This window comes from Oceanobacillus sp. FSL K6-2867 (assembly GCF_037963145.1).
Lineage (GTDB): Bacteria > Bacillota > Bacilli > Bacillales > Amphibacillaceae > Oceanobacillus.
In genome coordinates this window covers 630,924-645,780 of sequence record NZ_CP150144.1, presented here as the reverse complement: position 1 = coordinate 645,780, position 14,857 = coordinate 630,924, and the positions used below count along the sequence as shown (strand labels likewise).

Here is a 14,857-nt window from a genome sequence, read left to right as displayed (position 1 = left end):
CTAAAAATAAGGATGGTGGACTTTATGGAAAATAAAAATCTTGCTACAGATACACAAAACGCAGATGCAGACAAAGAGGGGGGCGGCGGTGCTAGAAAGCTGAAAGGAATACAAGCGTACATTATCGCTGCAGTTGCATTAGGCCTATCCTTATTTGCTATCTATGTGAACAGCTTTATGAATATCCAAGAAATTTACCGCAATATTATTTTTCTCGGATTTGTGCTTATATTAGGATTCTCCTTATACCCAGCAATGAAGAAAGGTGATAAAACAAAAGTATCAACGATTGACTTCATATGGATTATTGCAGGTTTGTCCGGAACCATTTATATTCTATTTAACTATATTGTCATTCATAGTGTTAGAATTTCCCAGGCAATTACAATTGATTATGTATTTGCAGCTCTTACAATCATTGCACTTCTGGAAGTAGCAAGAAGAAGCATTGGAATATTCATACCATTACTTTCATTAATGGCGATTGTATACGCTTTATTTGGTCCATATTTTCCGGGAGTGCTGGGTCATGCTGGATTTACATTGGAGCGTTTATTATTCCGTTTTTATATGACAACGGAAGGCGTCTTCGGAATGACTTTATCGATTGCAACGACCTATATTATTCTGTTTATTCTGTTTGGCGCTTTTTTAAATGCGAGTGGTGCAAGCAAGCTATTCAATGACTTAGCTATTGCCCTGGCCGGACAGCGACGTGGCGGTCCAGCTCAAGTGGCAGTAATATCGAGTGCGCTAACTGGTTCATTGAGTGGCAGTGCAGTTGCGAATGTAGCAACAACTGGTCCATTTACGATTCCATTGATGAAGAGCATTGGATTAAATTCAAGATTTGCTGGTGCAGTTGAAGCTGCTGCATCAACAGGTGGGATGATTATGCCACCAATTATGGGGGCAGCTGCATTCATTATGGCTGGATTTCTCGGTGTCAGCTATAACATTATCATTATCGCTGCGATCATTCCCGCATTGCTTTATTATGGCGGATTAGTAATTGCAATTGATATTGAAGCCAAAAAACGAGGACTTAAAGGGATTAGTAAAGATTCTATTCCGCAGGTCTGGTCTGTTTTAAAAGAGGGAGGCGTATTGCTGCTTCCGCTGATTGTTGTAATAGGGACATTGCTGAGCGGTAAAACCCCGATCGTAGCAGGTTTCTCAGGTATTATTTCTGCAATTATTGTCAGCTGGTTAACAAAGGATAAAACAAACCGAATTACGTTTAAAAAAGCTATTCAAACATTAATAGACGGTGCAAAAGGTACCATTCAGGTTACAGTTGCCTGTGCTTCAGTTGGTATTCTAATTGCTGTTATAACGATGACAGGGCTTGGAACCACACTTGCATATAATATTATCGATATATCTGGCGGAAATTTAGCGGTTATTTTATTTCTAGTAATGATTACTTGTATTGTGCTAAGTATGGGATTGCCTTCAACTGCACTTTATATTGTAGTAGCAGTTACAGCAGCACCTGCATTAGTTGAAGCTGGCGTAAACCCAATTGCTGCTCACTTTTTTGTATTTTGGTTTGGTGCGCTATCCAACATAACTCCACCTGTAGCATTAGCTGCTTACACGGCATCCGGTATATCTGGAGGCGATCCGATGAAGACATCATGGACTGCTTTAAAACTCTGCCTACCAGGTTTTATTATTCCGTTTATGATTGCATACAATCCAATTATGGTTATGCAGACAGATGCAGGCGAGTTAGCAACATTTATGGAGGGCTTAATCGTTTTTGTAACCGCATTACTTGGTGTGTTTGCTTTATCTATTGCTACATTCAATTACTTCAGTATAAAGCTGAATATAATTGAGAGAATCGGTTTTTTTGCAATTGCATTTTTGCTTATTAAACCAGGCATAATAACTGATTTATTTGGATTAGGAATTGGAGCAATTATTTTAACGTGGCATATTTTACGGGCCAACAAATTAAAACAAAATGCCACTAGTGGTGATAAAATGGTTGGTGCTTAACTGGAAGAAGGAGATGGGTATGGTTGAAAATTGAAAGAAAGAAAGTATCCGAATTGGTGCTTGAGGAATTGAAAGAAATGATAAAGACTGGCAAGTTTCCTCCAAACAGTCAATTGCCCTCTGAGAATGAACTCGTTAAGATGTTCGGTGTTAGTCGTTCACCTATACGAGAAGCATTAAGCGTTTTAGCAGCAAGTGGTTTGATTGAGTCCAGGCAGGGTGGTAGAAGCTGGATAAAAGAAGTGAATGTAGCAGAAATGTTAAAGCAAGTACATTTTGAGATGATAAAAGTAGAAGAGGTACAAAATTTGCTGGAATTACGTACAATTGTTGAATCAAATGCCGCTTATCTTGCTGCTAAGCGGCATAAGCAAGAGGATATAGTTGATCTAAAAGCAAGCCTGGAAGCTTTTAGTCAAACTGTTAAAGACCCTTATATAAATGGGTTTGAAGCCGATTATGCATTCCATCGAATTATTGTTCGCTCGGCTTATAACCCTTTTTTAACGCAAACGATGGATAATATATCGGATCTCCACTTAAAAGCTGTCCAGTTTTCATTATCCAAAAACCAAGGCTGGGAGGTTCGACGAAAAACAGTCTATGCTGAACATGAAAAAATTTACCTTGCGATCAAAAATCGAGATGCGCAAACTGCAATGGCAGCAGTAGCTGAACATTTAACAAACGCCCGAATTAAACTTGGAGATAAGCGCGTTATTATAGAGAATAATACCAATGAAATTCATTAATTATATTCGTGTATATATCTGGTTATATATATGCAAATGCCTAAACGGGGTATTTGCATATATTCTGTGGACTGTCCACTAGACCAACTGCTGGGATGGAGGGAATCACTTGGAGTTTCAAGCAATACAAAAGAAGAAAAAAATCTATCAAACGATTATTGATCAAATTAAACATTCCATTGCTGAAGGAACTATTCAGCCTGGCGATAAATTACCGTCAGAACGAGCGCTTGCAACGATGTTTAAAGTGTCAAGAACTTCTGTAAAAGAGGCAATGACTGTTCTGGAATCCTCTGGGATTATCACAGTCAGGCCAGGAGTAGGGATGTATGTGAACACGAAGGCTAAATCTGGACCACTTCTTGAATTTTCCAACTTGATTGGAGATAAGCCGTATGATTTTATGAATCTGATTGAATTGCGACAGACGATTGAAGGGGACGCAGCTTTTTATGCGGCGAAACGGATTAAGAAGCACCAAAGAGAACGGTTGGAATCGGACTACGAAAATTTATTAGTGCAAAGTCTGGAAGGCAAGATTGCAATGAAGGAAGATTACCAGTTCCATTATACAATTGTTGAAGCTGCAAATAACCCTGTCATGTTAGAGATTATTAAATTAGTAGCTGATAAGATTTTGATCCATTTACGTGAGAGCCGAGCGTACTCCATAACAGATGATTCATTGAATGACCAGGTTATAAAAGAGCATGAACATATTTTTCGTGCAATTATAGAAGGAAGACCAGATGCAGCAAAAGAAGCGATGTGGAAGCATCATCAAGGAATTAAATTGCGGCATCAGCAGTTTCGTTTAAATTCAGGAGGGATACGGAATGATTAATGACACAATCATCCAGTTGTTAAAAGATATTATAAAGGATGAAAAGCGAATATTAACAGACAAAGTAGATTTATATAGTTATTCCTATGACTCCTCGTTTGGGGTATATCTCCCAGATGTAGTTGTTCAGCCAAAGGAGACAGAAGAAGTAGCCGAAATGATGAAGCTTGCAAATAAATACGAAATACCTGTCTGTCCTCGTGGGCAAGGAACAAGTTTAAGTGGCGGTCCTTTACCAGTGAAAGGTGGGATTGTTTTTGATTTATCCAAATGGGATAACAAATTAATCATTGATGCTGAAGACATGGTAGCGGTTGTTTCACCAGGAGTTATAACCGCGGATATTAATAATGCCGCAATCGAGGTAGGGATGATTTATCCGCCTGATCCGAGCAGCTCAAATGTTTCAACGATTGGTGGCAACTTAGCCGAAAATTCAGGAGGACCTCGTGGGTTGAAATACGGGGTTACAAAAGATTATGTTATTGGACTGGAGGTTGTAACACCAGAGGGAGAGGTTATTCGTACAGGTGGAAGAACTGTTAAAAATGTAACAGGATACGACTTAACAAAATTAATCGTTGGATCAGAAGGGACATTAGGAATTATCACTGAAGCTACATTACGGCTTTTTCCAAAACCGCAAGCAAATCAAACATTGATGGCAGTATTTGACGACATAGTTGATTCCGGTCGAGCAATTACGAACATTTTAAGCTCTGGAATTTTGCCTTCCAAGCTGGAAATAATGGATAATGCAACGATTAATGCCGTTGAATCCTATGAACCACTTGGACTTCCTATTGAGGCGGAAGCATTGTTATTAATTGAATTAGATGGTCACCCGGCAGCAATAGAAGATGAAATTGTACGTGTTCAGCAGGTATGTGAATCTACTCAAGCAAGCGAAGTAAGAATAGCTAATACGGCGGAAGAGGCAAGTGAGCTCTGGAGGGCTAGAAAGCTTGTATCACCTGCGATTGTCCGTGAGAAGCCGACAAAAATTTCGGAGGATGCAACAATCCCAAGAAGTAAGATTCCAGAAATGTTTAAGCGATTAAAAGAAATTCGAGAAAAGTATCACATTAATTTAGTCGTATTCGGACATGCGGGTGATGGAAATTTGCACCCGAATATTATTGCTGATAAACGTGATCAAGAAGAAATGCACCGAGTGGAAAAAGCGGTAGAGGAAATCTTTGAAGCGGCTATTGAACTTGGTGGCACATTATCTGGAGAGCATGGGATTGGTACATTAAAAGCTCCGTTTATGGAAATGGAGCTCGGAGAAATTGGATTGGATATGATGAAGCGGATCAAAGAAAGCTGGGACCCCAAAAATGTGCTGAATCCTGGCAAAATTTTTCCGGAACCGGGTCAAAGGCTGGTGTTAACTAATGGCTGAGCTAGCATATGAAGAAACGTTTGATTGTGTACAATGCGGCTATTGCTTACCAGCTTGTCCAACATATATAACAATGGAGAAAGAAACGCACTCACCAAGAGGGCGAATCAATTTAGTGAAAATGGCAGCTGAAGGCAAAATTACGTATTCTGAATTAGAAGGGCCAATTAATCTTTGCCTTGGATGTCGAGCATGTGAAGTGGTTTGTCCAACAAATGTACAATACGGGACGATTTTAGAATCGGCAAAAGAATTTATTGAAGAAAATAAGAAAAAAGAAACGCCAAAGCGCGTAAAATTATTTCGGGAATTTTTATTTAATAAAACGATACCTAATAAAAAGATTTTAAATACGGTAGGCGGAGGAATTGCATTATACCAAAAATCCGGCTTGCAAAAGGTAGCACATAAAGCAAGAGCAACCAATGTTTTACCAGAAAACCTACGTACGTTTGAGAAAATCCTCCCGAATGCAGAAGGCAGTATCAAACGCAGAAAACGGGAGGAATACTATCCGCCAATCCAGCGTCCTGCATTTCGCATCGGATTTTTTACAGGATGTGTGATGGACACAATGTTTTCATCGATTAACACGCAAAGCATAAAATTACTTCAATTAGCTGGATGTGAAGTGACAGTTATTAAAGAGCAAACCTGTTGTGGAGCCTTACAAAGTCATAGCGGAGAAACGGAAATTACGAAAAGATTAGCGAAGGAAAATATTAAGGCATTTGAAAAACACAACTTCGATTATATTGTAAACAGCATTGGTGGCTGCGGTGCCATGCTCGTTGAGTATGATAAATTATTTGCCGGTGATCCAGAATGGGCGAATCGAGCAAAGCAGTTTGCAGAAAAAAATGCTGATATTAGTGTTATTTTAAGTCAGTTGAATTTACCATTTGAAAAGGAAATCAATAGAGCCGTGACCTATCAGCCATCCTGTCATATGAGCAATGTCCAGAAGCGGGTAAATGAACCATTGCGATTATTAAAATCTGTACCGGGGATCACATACTTAGAATTTCCGAAAAAGGATATGTGCTGTGGGTCAGCGGGAATCTACAATATTGTAAATTATAATGAGTCGATGGAATTGATTGATGAAAAAATGAAACACTTGACCACTATAACACCAGAAATAATAGTTACAACAAATCCTGGTTGTCACCTGCAAATGAAGGTTGGAGTAGAGCGAGAAGGATTGACTGAACAGATTCAGGTTGTTCATTTAATAGAATTATTGGCGGAGGCTTGCGGGGTGGAAGCTTAATGAAGGGAAATCTGAAATGCAGTGGATAGAGGGTTAGAAAATACCCTCTTCCATAGCTCTAGTTATTTTTGAAACTCTGTAACACCTGTTTTGTCAGTTAAAGCTGGGAATCAAACTGATATTATTATTTCTTTTTAATCATTTTAATTATTGTAGATATCCATGCCATAGGTTAAATGTAAGCCAGTCCCTATAGCCCTGATAATTATACTGACAGTTTGCCAGAGTACTATATTCTTTTTATCTGCTTTTCCTACTATACAAACCAATGCTCCAATATGATTTGTTCCGATTACAGGTCCCAAAAGTGAAATCCCAGGTACTCCGTATTTATTGAAGTATGTAGATGCTTTTTGAAAACGTCTATTAATAAAATGGTCAGATCTATTGGTGCTGAACCCTAAAAGTCAGTTTTCTTACTCTAACTTTTGGGATTCAGCACCTACAATGAATCTCTTTTTGAGCGACGAGCGTTGATCAAGCCGTCGTAAATATAGCGGAGACTGGCCTAGCATGGAAAGACTAATCTAGACCACCATCGTGAGCCGTTGTCTGAAGGAGATGAGGCAATACAAACCAAAAAGTATGTATATCACTCTCTGACTGTAATCCTATTTTTCCATTATGCCGTTCTACTATTTCTTTTGAAATAGCTAGCCCTAAGCCCGATCCTCCTAATTTCCGGGATCTTGATTTTTCAGTGCGATAAAATCTATCAAAAATTCTTTCTCTATCAGCTTTTGAAATTATCCGTCCTGGCCCTGTTACAGAGACTTTATATTCGCTAGGCAGTTTTTCTCCTTTTATTATGATTGGCCCTGTACCCTTATAATAACGGATAGCATTATCCAATAAATTACTCATTACTTGTGAAATGCTTGTAGAATCAATGGCAACAATACTTGACTCCACATCTAAAACCAGATCCATGTCATTCTGCTCCAGCGTCCAATGGAATATTTTAACGGATTTTCCAATAAACTCCTTCATATTAACCGCTTCTTTTTCAACCACTGTCCGTTCAGCCATATCATCCCATTCTTTCAGCTTTTCTATTTGTTCTACAAGCTGGGTGAGTTTTGAAGACTCTTCATAAAGTGCCTGATACAGCCTTTCGTCACCTTCCAATATACCACTTTGCAATGCACGCAAATAACCATTTAAATTCGTAAGTGGTGTTCGAAACTCATGAGATAAATCAGATACCAATTTTCTTCGCTGCTTTTCATTCGTTTCCAATTGCTGTGCAAGTTCATTGAAATGATTGATTAACTCTCCGATTTCTCCATCTCGTTTTACAGTTACTGAAATCGGCACATATTGACCTTGTTTCATCTTTTTTGTTGAAAAAATTAATTTTTTTAATGGCTCAGTGACTTTCTTTGTTAAATAATAATGAATAAGTCCGCCTAAAAATACAGCGCAAAGACTGAACACCCATAGATATTGGTATAATGTTGATTCAAATAGATTCTGTTTTTGTACTGTCATGGAAAGCATGCCATCTGCCAATAAGCAGGCTGTATTATAAATTGCCCAGCTGCTAAGGGCAACAAAAACTGCGGTTACGGCTATATTAATAAATGTTAATAGGAAGATAAACTGATTTGGGAAAAATATACTCCGCAATTTACTGCGTAACAAATTTATACCCCATTCCCCGTACTGTTGTAATACGCTCTGGAACAGCCGGATTATTTTCAATTTTTTTCCGCAGCTTTTTTATATGGGCATCAATCGTACGGTAGGATACCAGTTTATCTGCATAGGGATATAATTGGTCCATTAAATTCTCCCTGGAAATAACAACATTCGGATTCTCCATAAATGTATATAAAAGATTAAATTCATGCTTTGTCAGCTTCAATTCTTTATCAAACAACAGTACTTCGCCTTTACGAGGTTTAATGCATAAACCATCATAAGCAATCTTTTGGCAAAACTGTCCTGTACGCCGTAATACAGCTTCAACATGGGCCATTAATTCTTCCGGGTGAAAAGGTTTTACAAGATAATCATCTGCTCCAAGCTTTAAACCATTGATTTTATCTTCTGTACGGACTTTCGCTGATAACATAATGATGGAAACTTCATTTCTTTCCAGTTCCCGAATCCAAATACAAAATTCTTCTCCTGAAAGTTTAGGCAGCATTAGATCAAGTATTACCATACAAGGATGCATTTTCATAAATACCTGTTTTGCTTCTTCTCCGTCAGCAGCCTCTGCAACAGCATATCCAGCCTTTTTTAAATATAGGCTGATAAGGTTTCGAATCATTTTATCATCTTCGACAACTAATATTGTCTGTTCCATCCTGCTCACCTCATACTTAATATACTAACACAGAAGGTTAATCCATATCTTTTGAGACTTGTACCATCTGGTCGTATGTTAAGGGACCAATAGATTTAAACTGAATAATACCTTCTGAGTCTATCATAAATGAAGTAGGTACTGGCTGTATCGCATAAATTGTTGCAACCTCGACTTTCTCATCTAATAAAATAGGAAAAGTTAATCCATATTCATCTGCAAATTGCTGAACCTGATTGGGATGAGGCTCGGTTTCCGTTAAGTTTACTGCCAGAATTTCGACATCTGTATCCTGATGAAATTTCTCCATATCGGGCATTTCTGCACGGCATGGAGGACACCAGGTTGCCCAGAAATTAAGCATAATTTTGCTGCCGCGATAATCCGACAATGCTGTCTCTTCTCCAGTCAACGTAGTTAATTGAAAGTCGGGAGCAAGGTTTCCGATTTCGAGACCAATCTCTTTTTCAGCTGTAGTTTCTTCTTCTGCTTCATCCGCTTCAGCTGTTTCAAATGCTTTTTTTACATCTGCTGCAAACCCTTCTTCACTCTCAGAGTCATCCGATACCATTTCTTGTCCATTATCTGAACTATCAGATGCAAGGGCAAATTCATACACAGTCCAGCCAACCATACCAAGTAGTACAATTGCCAATAAAAATCTTCTCATTAAGCACACATCCCGTATTTTTGTTCGAATTAATCGATTTTGCTCATTTGCTGCAGCATCTGATCATAATTCATCGCTCCAAGAGTAATATATTGAATTCTTCCATTGGAATCAATCATATAAGATGTTGGGTATACTTGAACTTTATAAGAAGTCATCACATCAGATGTTTCATCCATTAAAACTGGAAAAGTTAATCCAAGCTCATCAATAAATTCCTCAACTCTTTCAACATTATTCTCCGTCTCTGTCATATTTAAGGCTAATATCGTAACATCTTCTTCCTCGTACAGCTTTTGCATATCAGGCATTTCTGCCCGACATGGAGGACACCAGGTTGCCCAAAAGTTCAGCAAAACGCGTTCCCCTCGATAATCCGATAATTTTACTTGCTCACCATTTAGTGTCATCACTTCGAAATCCGGGGCAATCATCCCTCTTTCCAGCCCTACTTCATCGGATTCCACTACTTCTTCTGTATCTTCTTCCAGTGGAGAAGTGATACTATTTCCTGACATCGCATCATTTTCGACCTCTTCATTGGTTGATGATCCAATAAAATCAAATAATGCCCAACCAAGCATCCCTATAACAATGACAATAGGTATTGCTTTTTTCATTATAAATCCCTCCAGTAATTAACCTAATCGCGATAACCATGTATCTTGTATTAAATCAAGTAAAAATGTGGAGATACGAGGCATCAGACCAAAGAATAAAACCAATCCCATCACAATCATTAACAGGCCGCCGACTTTCATAATAATACCGCTGTGCCGTACAATCCATTTCGTTGAACCGAGGAAAAAGGTCAGCACTACAAAAGGTAATGCAAAACCGATGACATAAAAAATCGTATAGAATACACCTTGTCCAGGATTTGATGCTGCCAGCAGCAGAATCGATCCAAAAATAGGACCAATACAAGGCGTCCATCCAGCAGCAAATCCTAATCCGATAAAGAATGTTCCAAGAAATCCTGCTGGTTTCTTGGCTTGATGTATTCTTCTCTCTTTCATCAAAGTGGGTAAATTAATCCATCCAGCAACAAATAATCCCATAAAGACAATAAAGATCCCGGCAATGCGTTGAATCAACAAACCAGTATCACCAATTAGCAGATTTTGCACCCATTGTCCCAAAAATGAAGCGCCGGCGCCCAAACTGATAAACACGAGAGACACCCCAAGTAAAAAGAAAAAAGAGTGGCTAAGTAATTTCCCGCGAATTCTCGTATCCTGACTTCCTTGTAAATCTTTTACACTAATCCCAGTAATATAAGACATATAGGCAGGAAAAATTGGAAGCACACAAGGTGATAAAAAGGACATTGCTCCTGCACCAATTGCTAAAATCACTCCTACTAACAACATTGTATCTGTTTCAATAATTCCCATTATGATCTCCCTTTCTTTTCATATAAGATAAGAATGGCTCCGCAGAAGATGAAAAATGTGATAATAAAACCCCAACCAAGGAGATAACCAAATACGGCAACAAAAGGATAAATATAGTTTAGAATAAGCACCCCCACAGTCCATCCAGTTAAAATCATCATTAACAGGGAAAATAGTTTAATACGGTCATGTATAAAGAAAAAAATAATCAGCAGTATGCCCGATAGGATGAGATATCCAAGCGAATAAATATCGTCTTTTAGAACCAATTGTAAAAATTCATAGATAAATAATGAAATAAGAAATACATATGTAAGTGCTTCAGCAAATACAAACAGATTCAGGTTTTTACGCAGTGTTTTATAAATAATGATGATGGCAGTAAATAAAACTGCTAAATAAAAGGCATTTGAATCTCCTGGATAAGCTAATACTGCCAGCGGATCCTGAACAAATAAGGATACACTCAACAAAATCTTACCGACCCAGATAAAAAGGATGAAATTAATCAACTGTGAAATTAATTCATCTGTATATTTTTTCTTCTCATTTTTAGGCAAATGACTGAAGAAATAATGAAAAATTACTCCGACAGCCAAGCTGATAATGATAACACCAATCGTTTCGGCTTTGCTTGCAATTGCCATTCGAATTTCCTCCGTTTACTCTGCTGATTATTATCATATCTGTTCAATATGAAAGTTTAATGAAAAAGGACTGGCGAATGCTTGTTTCGCGAATTTGACTCATTTCACTCAGGATAAGCATATAACACATAACGGTCAGGTGCGCTTCCAATCATGTAAAAAGGATAACAGGTGGAAACTGTTAAATATTCATCTTTTCTTGATGGATCAATCACTGTTGTGTTATCTGCTGCAACAACTTCCTGGTCTCTTATTCGATAAATATACGTACCATATTCCATTTTTACATGGAACTCATCTCCATCTTTTAATTGATCAAAATCCCTGAATACAGTATCCCTGTGCCCCGATAAAAGGATTTGCCGATTCTGTCCGGGAAGACCTGTGTCATGGTAATGACCTACCCCCTCTGCAAGCTCTTCTTCATCCGTGCCCTCTATAATAGCTATTTGACGATCCAATTTAGGAATATGCAGTAATCCGATGGTTTCTCCTGTCTCATACGCGATATCCGTAACCCCTTCTATCGTTATGCCTTTGGACGTATGTTCCCCATTGGCAAGAATTGCATATGCTTCCGAGAGTCTCTCTTCTTCCTTTTCAGACGAGCTCAAAAGCTGGTAACCGCCAATCGATAATATAGATAAGCCTGCAATAATTAACAGCCAAGAGAAAACTTTAAGCACTCTGGTCAACTCCAAACTCATAATTAATCATCTGTTTTATATTTCAATCAAATCATTACATAGGCATTTACATATAACAACTCTATAATACCCACGCTGGTATGTAAAGGAGGCAGCTTTATAAAACAAACTCAATCTGCTGATAATCAAACCGCAACAGCGTTTTTTCCGGCTGCCCCTGACTCTGATTATCTCCTTGCTGGCATTACATCCATGATCACCGTAATCGCGCAAGGTAATTTTACCTTTTCTCATGCTCTCTTACTCGGTTTGATTCTCACTATTATTACAGGTATACTTGCACGAAAATACGCACTTAGCCTGCAAGACAGATTAATTTGGACCGAAGAAACTCTCGCATATATTTATTCATACCTATCAAAAATCTCTCCATCTTAATCGTAGCTGCTCAATGTGAAAGTTTGATGAAAATAAGAATTATATGTATTAAGAAAGGCAGCAGCTTTTGAGAGTGCAAGGTTTGCAAATGAAGAAGAGCATTACTATTTGATAGAGTTGAAAAGAAAATGGACAGAATCCTTGAGCTGAAGGAAGCAAGGAACTGTCCATTTTATTACTACTCCTGATTTGCCAAATGAGAGCTAAGCAATTTAACCTTGGGAAATATGCAAAAATAACACTAAAGAGGCCTATTAGAGCGAAATAACCGTTGTCCATTAGATTTTTCTTTACATATGATTAAACCGTTTTTAAAAATCATGAAACGTTGAAAAATGATATCATCCTCAACAACGAATTTGAGGACGATATCAGCATCAGTCACACCAATAATTGATATTCCCGAATGACCTGTGTCGCTTTTAACAATTTTATATGTCAAATCTTCTTCTTGAACCAATTCAGCTCCCCTTTGAATTGTCATGATTGGACAAAGAGCAGCTTTTTTCTTGAGAAAAAGCTATGACAGAAATATATTGGTTAATCAAGTAAATCAGATTATTACACAGAATCTGGCTTATTAAGCCAGATTCATTTTCAGTCCATCTCTAACAAAGTCTTCACCCGTTTTACATATGGTTCCTTATCATACGAAAAATACAAATCATTAGATAGCCGGATTGGATCACCAAAGAAAAATCGTTCATACTGGATTTCCCGTGTACCAAAGGCATTCATTGTCATTTCCCAAGCTAAACGGAAAATCCTGACACGTGTTTCAGCATCATCGGCTTTCGATTGCAAATATTGATCCAAGTCTTTTTTCAGTGATGAACGAAAGGCCTTTTCTGTTGGGATGGACATTAATCCACTTGCTCCTAGTTGCTGGATAATTTCACCGAAGCGCGCATAGGACCGTGGGAATACATTACAGGCTACCTGCAGCGTTTTTTGATTTGGTCTCATAAAACCCCAATCATCCAATTCAGCTTCAACTTCTGATTTGATTATCAGTGCTTTCATTGTTTCCAATGCGACGATAATCTCAGATACCTTTTCCTGTACATGTTGGTATTCACTGATATTGATTGAATCAATGATTGACTGAGCTACCCCTAAAACAAATTCAGTTTTTACGATTTGTCTGGAAACAGCCTGATGTAAAGTGAATGGTAGAAAGGAACTAGCATTCATGAAAGTATTAGAGATTTGCAGGTTATTGTAGTAAAACACGCGTTCCCAAGGAACAAGTACATTATTGAAAACTACAATCGTATCCATTTCTTCATAGCGTGAACTTAATGGATAGTTAAATGTGGAATCGCCCCCAACAAATGATTCCCTGCAAATAAATTTTAAACCTTTTGTATTACTGGGTATAGAAAATGCAAAGCCATTCGCCTTATCCTGAACTCCGCCAGCCGAAAGTACAACAATTTCATCTGTTATTCCGCCTTGTGTTGCCAATAGCCTAGCCCCTTTAATAATGAGACCTTTAGCTGTTTTGTCTACAACCTTTGTGGCAATTGGTTCATCATCCGTATCTTCAAAATAGAATTGCCCACGATTGACTTGCGGATTTATAAATGTATGTGTCATGGAAATGTCGTTTTCACGGGCATATTCATAAAAGGATAATAAATGTTCGGGGAAGCAGTTTTCCTTTCCCTTTAAAAGGTCTGCGGATGATGCAAGTGCCATCACTACTGTATTCATATAGTCTGGACTTCTTCCCATCATGCCATTCGTTGATAGAGCCCATTGTTGGACCATCTTTCTTCTTTTTACCAGATCTTCTTTCGTCTTTGGCTGCAAATAGGACATCCCAACTGGCTCACTAGTTGATGGAGAAGAATAGGTCATGATATCTTGTAATGATTTATCATGTTGTAAATCATACAATGCTGCTTGGCTCCTTATAACTCCTTTAAATGCTGGGTGCTCAGAGACTTCTCCTGTGACCGGATGGCCATCTGCCCATATATCCATTTGCAGACGATTGATTCGATCAATATATTCACTTCCTGTAATGATTGACATATATTCACTTTCACCCCTTATGATTTTTACAGAGTATGAACAAACGCCTATGCTTTTTTGTATTTTATTCGGTTTTTATTAGGATGTTACTGTCTTGAATTCAGTCATTATTCATTTCTGAGAACAAACACTGGATATGTGATATCTCTATTTTTCACGGGTGACTTTATGGATAAACGAAGGTAATCCATTCCAATTCCTTATTCAATTACTTAGTGATTTACTTTAAGATACAGCGGTTTTTTTCTTATTGCACTATTGAGGAAGGTAAGTGCAATAAGAAAACTGGGGGTTTTGATAATTTCAAATGAAAATATAATTAAAATGGAACTTCTATTTCTTTCAAACGTATTTATTAAAGGGTCCTTTAATCAGAAAGAGATGTTGCTGAATTGAGGAAATTTTTTATTGGTTTATCAATTA

At 37.9% G+C, this 14,857-nt stretch carries 15 protein-coding genes; 6 read left to right on the top strand and 9 right to left on the bottom strand.

The window, feature by feature from the left end:
- Window positions 1–24: 24 nt before the first annotated feature.
- The 5 genes from NSQ77_RS03015 to NSQ77_RS02995 all read left to right on the top strand — a co-directional run bounded on the left by NSQ77_RS03015 (window position 25) and on the right by NSQ77_RS02995 (window position 6,281).
- Window positions 25–2,007, top strand: coding sequence for a TRAP transporter permease (locus NSQ77_RS03015; RefSeq protein WP_339228749.1), 1,983 nt, complete (start codon window positions 25–27; stop codon window positions 2,005–2,007).
- A gap of 23 nt (window positions 2,008–2,030) precedes the next feature.
- Window positions 2,031–2,759, top strand: coding sequence for a FadR/GntR family transcriptional regulator (locus NSQ77_RS03010; protein ID WP_339228748.1), 729 nt, complete (start codon window positions 2,031–2,033; stop codon window positions 2,757–2,759).
- Between the two features lie 109 nt (window positions 2,760–2,868).
- On the top strand, window positions 2,869–3,603 hold the full coding sequence (locus NSQ77_RS03005) for a FadR/GntR family transcriptional regulator (protein WP_339228747.1): 735 nt from the start codon (window positions 2,869–2,871) through the stop codon (window positions 3,601–3,603).
- Complete coding sequence (locus tag NSQ77_RS03000) at window positions 3,596–5,008, top strand: FAD-linked oxidase C-terminal domain-containing protein (RefSeq protein WP_339228746.1); 1,413 nt, start codon at window positions 3,596–3,598, stop codon at window positions 5,006–5,008. The genes NSQ77_RS03005 and NSQ77_RS03000 overlap by 8 nt, the downstream gene beginning before the upstream one ends.
- The gene (locus NSQ77_RS02995; protein WP_339228745.1) at window positions 5,001–6,281 is read left to right on the top strand and encodes a (Fe-S)-binding protein; all 1,281 of its coding nucleotides are present in this window, start codon (window positions 5,001–5,003) and stop codon (window positions 6,279–6,281) included. The genes NSQ77_RS03000 and NSQ77_RS02995 overlap by 8 nt, the downstream gene beginning before the upstream one ends.
- Window positions 6,282–6,803: 522 nt before the next feature.
- Here the strand turns inward: NSQ77_RS02995 and NSQ77_RS02990 are convergent.
- From NSQ77_RS02990 to NSQ77_RS02960, 7 genes are all read right to left on the bottom strand, one after another.
- A complete protein-coding gene (locus NSQ77_RS02990; RefSeq protein WP_339228744.1) occupies window positions 6,804–7,925 on the bottom strand; it encodes an ATP-binding protein in 1,122 nt (373 codons plus the stop codon).
- A complete protein-coding gene (locus NSQ77_RS02985) occupies window positions 7,912–8,595 on the bottom strand; it encodes a response regulator transcription factor (protein WP_339228743.1) in 684 nt (227 codons plus the stop codon). Before NSQ77_RS02985 ends, NSQ77_RS02990 begins: the two co-directional genes overlap by 14 nt.
- 37 nt (window positions 8,596–8,632) lie before the next feature.
- A complete protein-coding gene (locus tag NSQ77_RS02980) occupies window positions 8,633–9,265 on the bottom strand; it encodes a redoxin domain-containing protein (protein ID WP_339228742.1) in 633 nt (210 codons plus the stop codon).
- A gap of 29 nt (window positions 9,266–9,294) precedes the next feature.
- A complete protein-coding gene (locus tag NSQ77_RS02975) occupies window positions 9,295–9,885 on the bottom strand; it encodes a TlpA disulfide reductase family protein (protein ID WP_339228741.1) in 591 nt (196 codons plus the stop codon).
- Between the two features lie 18 nt (window positions 9,886–9,903).
- Window positions 9,904–10,662 carry a cytochrome c biogenesis protein CcdA gene (locus tag NSQ77_RS02970; RefSeq protein ID WP_339228740.1) on the bottom strand — a complete coding sequence of 253 codons (759 nt, stop codon included), beginning with the start codon at window positions 10,660–10,662 and terminating at the stop codon, window positions 9,904–9,906.
- Window positions 10,662–11,309 (bottom strand): hypothetical protein, encoded by a 648-nt coding sequence (locus tag NSQ77_RS02965; protein ID WP_339228739.1) that lies wholly within the window; start codon window positions 11,307–11,309, stop codon window positions 10,662–10,664. The genes NSQ77_RS02970 and NSQ77_RS02965 overlap by 1 nt, the downstream gene beginning before the upstream one ends.
- 104 nt (window positions 11,310–11,413) lie before the next feature.
- Window positions 11,414–11,995: a class D sortase gene (locus NSQ77_RS02960; RefSeq protein WP_339228738.1), complete on the bottom strand. Its 582-nt coding sequence runs from the start codon at window positions 11,993–11,995 to the stop codon at window positions 11,414–11,416.
- 84 nt (window positions 11,996–12,079) lie between these two features.
- On the opposite strand from NSQ77_RS02960, the gene NSQ77_RS02955 reads away from it, so the two are divergent.
- Window positions 12,080–12,394: a DUF6526 family protein gene (locus NSQ77_RS02955; RefSeq protein WP_339230926.1), complete on the top strand. Its 315-nt coding sequence runs from the start codon at window positions 12,080–12,082 to the stop codon at window positions 12,392–12,394.
- Window positions 12,395–12,635: 241 nt separating this feature from the next.
- On the opposite strand, the gene NSQ77_RS02950 is transcribed toward NSQ77_RS02955, so the two are convergent.
- Together NSQ77_RS02950 and hpaB are read right to left on the bottom strand one after the other, a co-directional pair.
- Complete coding sequence (locus NSQ77_RS02950; RefSeq protein WP_339228737.1) at window positions 12,636–12,854, bottom strand: hypothetical protein; 219 nt, start codon at window positions 12,852–12,854, stop codon at window positions 12,636–12,638.
- 137 nt (window positions 12,855–12,991) lie between these two features.
- The gene (gene hpaB / locus NSQ77_RS02945) at window positions 12,992–14,434 is read right to left on the bottom strand and encodes a 4-hydroxyphenylacetate 3-monooxygenase, oxygenase component (protein WP_339228736.1); all 1,443 of its coding nucleotides are present in this window, start codon (window positions 14,432–14,434) and stop codon (window positions 12,992–12,994) included.
- Window positions 14,435–14,857: the final 423 nt, after the last annotated feature.

Coding starts and splice junctions, on each gene's coding strand:
- NSQ77_RS03015 (WP_339228749.1), top strand. CDS start 25: ATGGAAAATAAAAATCTTGCTACAGATACACAAAACGCAGATGCAGAC.
- NSQ77_RS03000 (WP_339228746.1), top strand. CDS start 3,596: ATGATTAATGACACAATCATCCAGTTGTTAAAAGATATTATAAAGGAT.
- NSQ77_RS02995 (WP_339228745.1), top strand. CDS start 5,001: ATGGCTGAGCTAGCATATGAAGAAACGTTTGATTGTGTACAATGCGGC.
- NSQ77_RS02985 (WP_339228743.1), bottom strand. CDS start 8,595: ATGGAACAGACAATATTAGTTGTCGAAGATGATAAAATGATTCGAAAC.
- NSQ77_RS02980 (WP_339228742.1), bottom strand. CDS start 9,265: ATGAGAAGATTTTTATTGGCAATTGTACTACTTGGTATGGTTGGCTGG.
- NSQ77_RS02975 (WP_339228741.1), bottom strand. CDS start 9,885: ATGAAAAAAGCAATACCTATTGTCATTGTTATAGGGATGCTTGGTTGG.
- NSQ77_RS02970 (WP_339228740.1), bottom strand. CDS start 10,662: ATGGGAATTATTGAAACAGATACAATGTTGTTAGTAGGAGTGATTTTA.
- NSQ77_RS02965 (WP_339228739.1), bottom strand. CDS start 11,309: ATGGCAATTGCAAGCAAAGCCGAAACGATTGGTGTTATCATTATCAGC.
- hpaB (WP_339228736.1), bottom strand. CDS start 14,434: ATGTCAATCATTACAGGAAGTGAATATATTGATCGAATCAATCGTCTG.